The sequence below is a fragment of the Variovorax sp. P4_D9 genome, assembly GCF_056401695.1.
The window spans coordinates 1-8,893 of the sequence record NZ_JBFUIU010000364.1; the positions used below are offsets into that span (position 1 = coordinate 1).

General features: G+C 65.5%; 6 protein-coding genes and 2 pseudogenes. All 8 read left to right on the forward strand.

Annotated features, from left to right (window positions below):
- The first annotated feature begins 167 nt into the window (after positions 1-167).
- The gene (locus tag AC1DY5_RS30995) at positions 168-458 is read left to right on the forward strand and encodes a UxaA family hydrolase (protein WP_478117702.1); all 291 of its coding nucleotides are present in this window, start codon (positions 168-170) and stop codon (positions 456-458) included.
- An 11-nt stretch (positions 459-469) separates the two neighbouring features.
- The gene (locus tag AC1DY5_RS31000) at positions 470-1,624 is read left to right on the forward strand and encodes a UxaA family hydrolase (protein WP_478117704.1); all 1,155 of its coding nucleotides are present in this window, start codon (positions 470-472) and stop codon (positions 1,622-1,624) included.
- Between the two features lie 8 nt (positions 1,625-1,632).
- The gene (locus tag AC1DY5_RS31005; RefSeq protein WP_478117705.1) at positions 1,633-2,325 is read left to right on the forward strand and encodes a GntR family transcriptional regulator; all 693 of its coding nucleotides are present in this window, start codon (positions 1,633-1,635) and stop codon (positions 2,323-2,325) included.
- 23 nt (positions 2,326-2,348) lie between these two features.
- Complete coding sequence (locus AC1DY5_RS31010) at positions 2,349-3,380, forward strand: Ldh family oxidoreductase (RefSeq protein WP_478117707.1); 1,032 nt, start codon at positions 2,349-2,351, stop codon at positions 3,378-3,380.
- Positions 3,381-3,420: 40 nt separating this feature from the next.
- Positions 3,421-6,990: an indolepyruvate ferredoxin oxidoreductase family protein gene (locus AC1DY5_RS31015; protein ID WP_478117709.1), complete on the forward strand. Its 3,570-nt coding sequence runs from the start codon at positions 3,421-3,423 to the stop codon at positions 6,988-6,990.
- 192 nt (positions 6,991-7,182) lie between these two features.
- Positions 7,183-7,346: pseudogene (locus AC1DY5_RS31020) on the forward strand (MFS transporter); the annotation flags it as partial.
- Positions 7,347-7,423: 77 nt separating this feature from the next.
- Entirely contained in the window at positions 7,424-8,422 is a 999-nt protein-coding gene (locus AC1DY5_RS31025; RefSeq protein ID WP_478117711.1) for a tripartite tricarboxylate transporter substrate binding protein, read from the forward strand.
- Positions 8,423-8,511: 89 nt separating this feature from the next.
- Positions 8,512-8,893: pseudogene (locus AC1DY5_RS31030) on the forward strand (NAD(P)(+) transhydrogenase (Re/Si-specific) subunit alpha); the annotation flags it as partial.

Genomic DNA, 8,893 nt, shown 5'->3' on the forward strand with positions numbered 1-8,893 from the left:
GGATCTGCATGACTTTGCTTTCCAACAATGGAAGCAAATGTAGGTGGCCTGGTCGACCATGTCAAGAAGTCCTATATAGGACAAACACCTACGCATTCCTGTTCATTCCTTCTTGCAGTAGGGGCGGTCAGTGCTTATAGTTGCCATGTCCTATACAGGAGTCAAACATGCCAAGAAGCATAGTCCTTCACCCCGCTGATAACGTCGCCACCTTGATCGATCCCGCTCGCGAAGGCGAGTCGTGCTCTTTACAGGGTGAAATTTCGGGTCAGGTCGTATCGCGACAGGATGTCGCGTTCGGTCACAAGATCTGCATCTCACCGATCCCCCTGGGCGCCAACGTGCTCAAGTACGGACAGGTCATCGGTCGTGCCACGCGGGCAATCGCCCCAGGAGAGCATGCCCACGTACACAACTTCGATTCGGCTCGCGCTCGCGGCGATCTGGACGCACGCTAGGAACCCTGACCATGACCAAAACATTTCTCGGCTTTCGGCGTGAGCACGGCGCCGCAGGCGTGCGCAACTGGATCGCGGTGATCTCGGTGATGGACAACTGCAATCCGGCGACGCGCGCGATCTCGCAAGCCGTGGGCGGCACCCTTCCCGTCACCACGCTGTTCGTGCGCGGCCAGTTCGGTGCCGATCTCGAGTTCGCTCTCGATTCGCTGGCGGGGCTGGGTCGCAATCCCAACATCGCGGGTGTCCTCCTGGTGGGGCTCGAAGAGTCGTCCACCGAAGAGGTGGCGCGTCGCATCCGACCCAGCGGCAAGCCGGTGGCGGTCGTGCACCTGCAGCCGAACGGCACCATCGAGTGCGTCGCGCAGGGAACGCGCCGAGCGGCACGCATGGTGCTGCAGGCCTCGCAAATGCGGCGCCAGCCCTGTCCGATGTCGGACCTCGTCATGGGCGTCGAGTGCGGCGGCTCCGACACCACGTCCGGCCTGAGCTGCAACCCGACGATCGGGCGCGTGGCCGACCGGCTGATCGATGCCGGCGGCACGGTCATCATCTCGGAAACCTCCGAGTTCATCGGCGCTGAGCATTTGTTCGCAGCCCGCGCAGTGGACGCGACCGTCAAGCAAGCGTTCCTGAATGCTGTGCAGGGCATGGAAACCATGGCGGTCGAGCGCGGCGTCAACATGCGCGACTCGCAGCCCGCGCCCGACAACAAGCGCGGCGGGCTCACCACCGTCGAGGAGAAGGCGCTGGGCGCGATGGCCAAGGCCGGCAAGAGCCCGCTCGTGGGTGTGCTCGGCTACGGCCAGGCCCCGGCACGCAAGGGGCTGCACTTCATGGATGCGCCCTCGGGCGCGGTCGAGAACCTCACGGGCTTCGCCGTCAGCGGCTGCCAGCTGATTTGTTTCGGCACCGGCGTCGGCAACCCGATCGGCAACATGGTGGCGCCAACGATCAAGATCTGCGGCAACGTCAACACCGTGAATTCGATGCGCGACAACATCGATTTCGATGTCAGTGCGATCTTCGAGTCCTCGGCCAAGATCGCGGACCTGGGCGACCAGCTCTACGACTACGTGGCCGAGGTCGGATCCGGCACCCGCATCACGAGCGAAATCCTGAACATTCGCGAAACGGCCGTCAGCCGGTTCGAACGCAGCCTGTGAGCGTCGCCATGACCAAGCTCGAGCGCGTCTCCGACGCCATCATCGGCGCCATCGAAGCGGGCGAACTGCGCGAGGGCGATCGCCTGCCGTCCGAGGAAGAGTTCGCCGCCCAGCACCGCGTGAGCGTGGGCACCATGCAGAAGGCGCTGGCGCGGCTGGCTCACGCTGGCCTCATCCGGCGCGAGCACGGGCGCGGGACCTTCGTCTCGGGGCACAAGGTGGCCCCGGCCGACGTGCGGCATCTGCGCTTCCTCGACGAGCAAGGCCATCCGCTCACTTCCTATGTCCACGCACTTGGCATCAAGCGCCTGAAGCGCAAGGGGCCCTGGTCGGACTTCCTGGGGGGCGAGGCGTTCGTGCGCGTGGATCGCACCATCAACGTCGGCGGCAAGTTCGACCTCAGCAGCGAGTTCTGGTTGCGGGCGGAGGATTTCGAAAAGCTCGGCGGCGTGGAGCGCAAGGAGCTGGAAAGCAATCTGCGCGAGCTCCTGCTGCAACGACTCGCGCTGCCAACGCTGCGGGTAGACCAATGGATCCGTTTCGCGCCGCCCACTGCCGCCGCGGTCCGCTCGCTCGATCTGGACCCGGAGAAGCCGAGCTTCCTGATGGAGCTGCGCGGCTACACGCTCAGCGACAAGCCGCTGTACTACCAGGTCGTCTGCGGGGGCCCCTTCGCCGAGCGGCTGGTGATCCTTCGCTAAATTCCTCACGCTGATTGCGCTCCATGACAACTATTTCCATCGAGTTCCTGACGCACTGGTCGGCCCAGGTTCTGGAGTCGTGCCAGGTCCCGCCGCAGGATGCGCTGCAGGCGGCGCAACTGCTGGTGCGCAGCGAGCTGCGCGGCTATGCCACCCACGGCATGACGCGCCTGCCGTCCTATGTCGAGCGCCTGCTGGCCAAGGACTTCAACCCGCACGCGAACCTGCGCCATCGCGAGTTCCCCGGCGGGGTCGTGCTCGATGCGGACGGCGCGATGGGCCAGATCGCCGGCGCTCACGCCGTGCGGCTCGGCTTGCAGGCGCTCGAACACAGCGCCAGTGTCATGGTGGCCGTTCAGGCCTGCGGCCACATGGGCGCGCTCGGTGTCTACGCGCTGCAGGCGGCCGAAGCCGGCGCGATGTGCCTGGTCGGGCAACGCACGCCGCCGCTGCTCGCCATGGAAGGCTTCACCGGTGCAGCAATCGGGCACAACCCGATCGCGTTCGGCTGTCCCGCGCAGGGCGAGCCGCCCATCGTCTTCGACATCGCCTGCAGCGTGGCCGCGCGCGGGCACGTGCTCCTCGCCGCGCGCGAAGGGCGCGACATTCCTGCCGGCTGGGCTCTCGATCCTGAAGGACGCCCGACCACCGACGCCAAGGCGGCATTGGACGGCTCGCTGCTGCCCATGGGGGGACACAAGGGTATCGGCATCGCGATGATGGTCGAGTGCCTGGCCGGCGCACTGGCGGCCACCGCCGAGTCGTTTGCGCCGGAGTGGCAGCACGTGCCGGCTTCAGGCGCCGTGGGCCGGCAAAGCGCGTTCGTCTGGATGGTCAAGCCGCAGGCCTTCGCGCCGCAGCCCCTGCTGGCCGACTACATGCACCAGTGGATTGGCCACTACCGGGATTGCGGTGGCGAATATGCGCGCCTGCCGGGGCAGCGCGGCGCCGAACAGGAGCAGCGAGCGCACCGAGAGGGCATCGAGCTGCCCGAGAGCCTGGTGCGCGAGCTGAGCGCGCTCGGAACACGTCGGCAACTGGCTTTTCCCGCCTGACCGTCCCATTCACACAAGCCAAGACTAGCGAGACAATCCAATGAACGCCCCCCTCACCGACGCAGCCCGCAAGGCCATGGAAGCTGTGTCAATCGATGACAAGTACGCGCTGGAGTCCGGCCGCGCCTTCATGAGCGGTGTGCAGGCCCTGGTTCGGCTGCCCATGCTGCAACGGGCGCGCGATTCGAGCGCCGGCCACAACACTGCCGCGTTCATTTCCGGCTACCGCGGATCGCCGCTGGGCACCTATGACCAGGCGCTGTGGCAGGCGAAGAAGCATCTTGCCGACAACCATGTGGTCTTCAAGCCCGGCGTCAACGAGGAACTCGGCGTCACCGCCGTATGGGGGTCGCAACAACTGGAGTTCGATGCGGCCAGCAAGATGTACGACGGCGTGTTCGGCATCTGGTATGGCAAGGGGCCTGGCGTGGATCGCAGCGGCGACGCGCTCAAGCACGCCAACCTGGCCGGCACCGCGCCCCTGGGCGGCGTGATCGCGCTCGCCGGTGACGATCACGTGTCCAAAAGCAGCACGCTGGCGCACCAGAGCGACCATACGTTCATGGCATGCGGACTGCCGGTGTTCTTTCCCTCCAACGTGCAGGACATTCTCGATCTGGGCGTGCATGCCTTCGCCATGAGCCGCTTCAGCGGACTGTGGGCCGGCATGAAGACGGTGCAGGAGGTGGTCGAATCGGGCGCGTCGGTGCTGACCGATGCAGACCGTGTTCGTATCGTCCTGCCAGAAGACTTCGCCATGCCCGAGGGCGGTATTCATATCCGATGGCCCGACGACCCGCTGGGGGCCGAGGCGCGCATGATGGAGTTCAAGTGGCCGGCTGCGCTGGCCTACGTGCGGGCGAACCGCCTGAACCACAACGTGGTGTCGAGCCAGAACGACCGCCTGGGCATCATCGCCAGCGGCAAGGCCTATAGCGACACCCGCCAGGCGCTGCTCGACCTCGGGCTGGATGACACGGTTTGCCGCGTGCTCGGCATCCGTGTGCACAAAGTCAATGTGGTGTGGCCACTGGAGCCGACCAGCGTGCGCGAGTTTGCCCACGGGTTGCGCGAAGTCCTGGTGGTCGAGGAGAAGCGCCCGATCATCGAGCAGCAACTCAAGGACGAGCTGTACCACTACCCGCCGCAGAATCGCCCCGTCGTTTTCGGCAAATACGACCACACGGAAGGCGCCGGTGGCGAATGGAGCCACAGCAGGCCCGCCGAAAGCTGGCTGCTGCGCGCCAAGGCCGACCTGTCGCCCGCGCTGGTGGCGAAGGCCATCGCCCACCGTCTGAAGCTCCTTGGCGTGCCGGCCGATGTGGCAGCGCGCATGGACGTGCGCCTGATGGAGATCGAGGCAAAGCAGCGGTCCACCGCACAAGGCGACAGCCGTGGCACCGACCGCCTGCCGTGGTTCTGCCCCGGTTGCCCGCACAACACCAGCACGCGCGTGCCGGAAGGCTCCATCGCCATGGCCGGCATCGGGTGTCACGGCATGGTGACGTGGATGGACCGCTCGACCACCTCGTGGACGCAAATGGGCGGCGAGGGCGTGCCCTGGATGGGCCAGGCGCCATTCAGCAAGCGCAAGCACATGTTCGCCAACCTGGGCGACGGCACGTACAACCACTCGGGCCTGCTCGCAGTGCGCCAGTCGATCAACGCCGGCGTCAACCTGACTTACAAGATCCTCTTCAACAGCGCCGTCGCCATGACCGGCGGCCAACCGGTGGATGGCGGCCAACTCGACGTTCCGGCCATGTCGCGCGAACTGGCGTCCGAAGGCGCTCGTCAGATCATCGTGGTGACCGACGAGCCCGCCAAGTACGAGGGCGTCACCAACCTGGCCCCCGGCGTGACCATTCGGCATCGCGACGAGCTCGACACCGTGCAGCGCGAACTGCGCGAGGCCGAGGGCGTTACCGTGATCATCTATGACCAGGCATGTGCCACCAAGAAGCGCCGCGAGCGCAAGCGCGGCACCATGGTTGACCCCGCCAAGCGCGTGGTGATCAACGAGCTCGTGTGCGAAGGCTGCGGCGACTGCTCCGTGCAGAGCAACTGCCTGGCCGTGCAACCGGTAGAGACTGATTTCGGTCGCAAGCGCAAGGTCAACCAGGACACCTGCAACAAGGACTTCTCCTGCGTCAAAGGGTTTTGCCCGAGCTTCGTGACGGTGGAAGGCGGTCAGCTGAAGAAGCCGGTTGCCGCCGGCAAGGGGAAGGCTTCCCTTCCCGACGCCATCCCCATGCCGGCGCTGCCGGACGTCGCCACGCCCCGACGCATCGTCGTGGCGGGCATCGGCGGCACGGGGATCGTGACCATCGGCGGCGTGCTGGGCATGGCCGCGCACCTGGAAGGGAAGGGTGTCATCACCCAGGACGCCACCGGCATGGCGCAGATGGGCGGCGCGACCTGGAGCCATATCCAGATTGCCGCCAGCCCGGATGCGCTGCATGCCAGCCGCGTCGACCTCGCCATGGCGGACCTGGTGATTGCCTGCGATACGGTGGTTGCCGCCAGCAAGACCACGCTGGCCACGATGTCGCCCGAACGTACCTACGTGGTCCTGAATACCCATCTCACGCCAACCGCGGCATTTGTCAGCAACCCGGACTGGGATTCGCAGCCCGACCAGGCTGTCGCAAGGATCGCCCAAGCTGTCGGTGAGGGCGCGCTAGCCAGCCTTGATGCCGAACAGGTGGCCACGCAACTGCTGGGGCAGTCGATCTACGCGAACCTGCTGCTGCTCGGCTACGCCTGGCAGAAGGGCAGGGTGCCGCTGTCCCACGCGGCGCTGATGCGCGCCATCGAGCTCAACGGCGTGCAGGTCGAGAGCAACAAGGCCGCCTTCGAGTGGGGACGCTTGTGCGCGCATGACCTGTCCAGGGTGCCCTTGCGAGCTGCCAACGCCCAGGTCATCCAGTTCACGCGCAAGCCGTCGGTGGGCGACCTCATTGGCAAGCACGTGGAATTCCTCACCGGATACCAGAACCGCGCGTACGCCGAACGGTATGAGACCTTCATCGCCGGCGTGCGCAAGAGCGAGTCGGTCAACGGGAACACGCGCTTCACCGAGGCGGTCGCCCGTTCGCTGTTCAAGCTGATGGCCTACAAGGACGAGTACGAGGTGGCGCGCCTGCATACCGGCGCAGCGTTCCGCAAGCAGATCGAATCCATGTTCGAAGGCAAGGTCCGCCTGGTGCATCACCTGGCCCCRCCGATGTTCGCCAAGAAGAACCGCGACGGCGAACCGGTCAAGGGCGAGTACGGCCCGTGGATGCGCAGTGCATTTGGCTTGTTGGCCCGGCTGAAGGGCCTGCGCGGCACGGCCTTCGACCCCTTCGGTTACAGCGAGGAACGCACGCAAGAGCGGACGCTCATCCTTGAATACCGGCGCTGCATCGAAGAACTGCTGCCCAAGCTGTCGGCGCAGAACCTGGACCTGGCACTTGAAATTGCCAGGATTCCGGAAGAGATCCGCGGCTACGGCCACGTCAAGGCGCGCAACGCCGTCGCCGCGAACACCAAGTGGGGGCGGCTGATGGCCCAGTGGCGCGATCAGGAATCGCAGCCGCAGAGCAGGAAGTCGAAGGTGGCGGCCTGAACCGAGTCATGTCGCACGCCATTCGAAGCTCTCACTGGCCGGAACAACGGCCATGTGACTGAACCATCCCCCACAGACACAGACCGCACAGTGCGGCGAACACCAGACCGCACAAGGAGACACTAATGCCCGTCAATTCCTCCGCAGTGGTGGCACCGCCCCACGCAACGGTCTCGGCCAAGGACCAAACCAATGGCCGTTGCCGTATTCGTTGGCTTCGCCCAGTTGTTTTCGACGGCGCTGATCCATGTGACGACAGCCCCAATGCACCGGCGTTCTATCTGGTCGGCTGCGGCCTGGTCTCGCTGATTGGAGTGGCGGCGGTGCCCGAGACGCTTGGCCGGAAATTGCAATAGGCCAACAAGCAATAGGCAATAGCAACCGTCGCGGCTGATCGCACCCGATCCGATTTCAAGAATCCAGGAGACAACCCATGTTCATTACTCGTGCCTTACGCCTGACCATGCTGGGTCTGGCCCTTTGCGCCTCGCAAGTCCAGGCCCAGGCCCAGGATGCGGCCCCTTATCCCAGCCGGCCACTGAAGCTGGTGGTCCCCCTCACACCCGGGACGACCACCGACCTGGTCGCCCGGGAATTCGCCGACCGCATGGCCAAGAAACTCGGTCAACCGGTGGTGGTGGACAACAAGCCCGGTGCGGGCGGGATCATCGCAGCGCAGGCGGTGGCCAAAGCGGCTCCCGACGGCTACACCATCCTGCTGATCAATTCGCAGCACGCGATCAATCCGGTGGCGTACGACTCGCTGCCCTTCGACACCTTGCGCGACTTCACGGGCATTGCGCTCATTGGGGACGCGCCCGCGGTCATCGCAGTGCCGACCGCGCTCGGCGTGCGCAACCTCGCCGAGTTCATCGCCCTTGCCAAGAAGCGCCCGGGCGAGATCAACTACGGCTCATCGGGAATCGGTAGCCAGACCCATCTGGCCGGCGCCTATTTCGCGAACCAGGCCGGGCTGGTGATGACTCATGTCCCCTATCGGTCTTCGTCGGAAGTGACGACTGACCTGGTCACCAATCGGATCCAGTCGGTCTTCACGCCTCCCGCATTCGTGCTTGGGCAGATTCGCGAAGGCAAGCTCCGGGCCCTGGCCGTCACCGGGCCCGAGCGGCTGAGCCTGCTTCGCGACGTGCCCACGACGACCGAAGCCGGTCTGCCGGGGTATCAGTTCGCCACGTGGTTCGGCTTCGTGGCGCCTGCGAAGGTGCCGCCACAGATCGTGAGCCAGCTGGCGAGCACGATGAAGGCTGTCCTCGACGATCCGACTCTCAGGCAGAAGTTCGCCGAGCAGGGCATCACTCCGAGGTTTCTCATGCTTCAGGAATTCGACACATACATCAAGTCCGAGATGGACCGCCTGGGCCCGATCGTGAAGGCGTCGGGCGTCCAGGAGAAGCTMAAGGACAAGCGTTGACATGCAGGCGATGGCCGGCCGACGCGTGAGAGACACACAAACTTGGCCATGGCATTTGCCCATGGCACCACTGAAGAAGGAACGATGACATGTTGATAGGCGTGCCGGTCGAAACTGCGCCAGGCGAAACAAGAGTGGCCGTCACCCCGGAGACCGCGAAGAAGCTGGTGGCCCAAGGCCATGTGGTGCGGGTGCAAACGGGCGCCGGCGTGGCCGCCAGCGTCACCGACGCCGCCTACCAGGCCGCCGGCGCCGAGATCACCGATGCCGCGGGCGCCTTCGGTGCCGACATCGTGCTCAAGGTGCGCAGCCCCGACGACCGCGAGATCGCGCTGATGAAACCGGGCACCGTCGTCATCGGCATGCTCAACCCCTTCGATGCCGCCGGGCTGCAGCGCCTGGCGACAGCAGGCCTGACCGCCTTCGCGCTCGAGGCCGCCCCGCGCACCACGCGCGCGCAGAGCATGGACG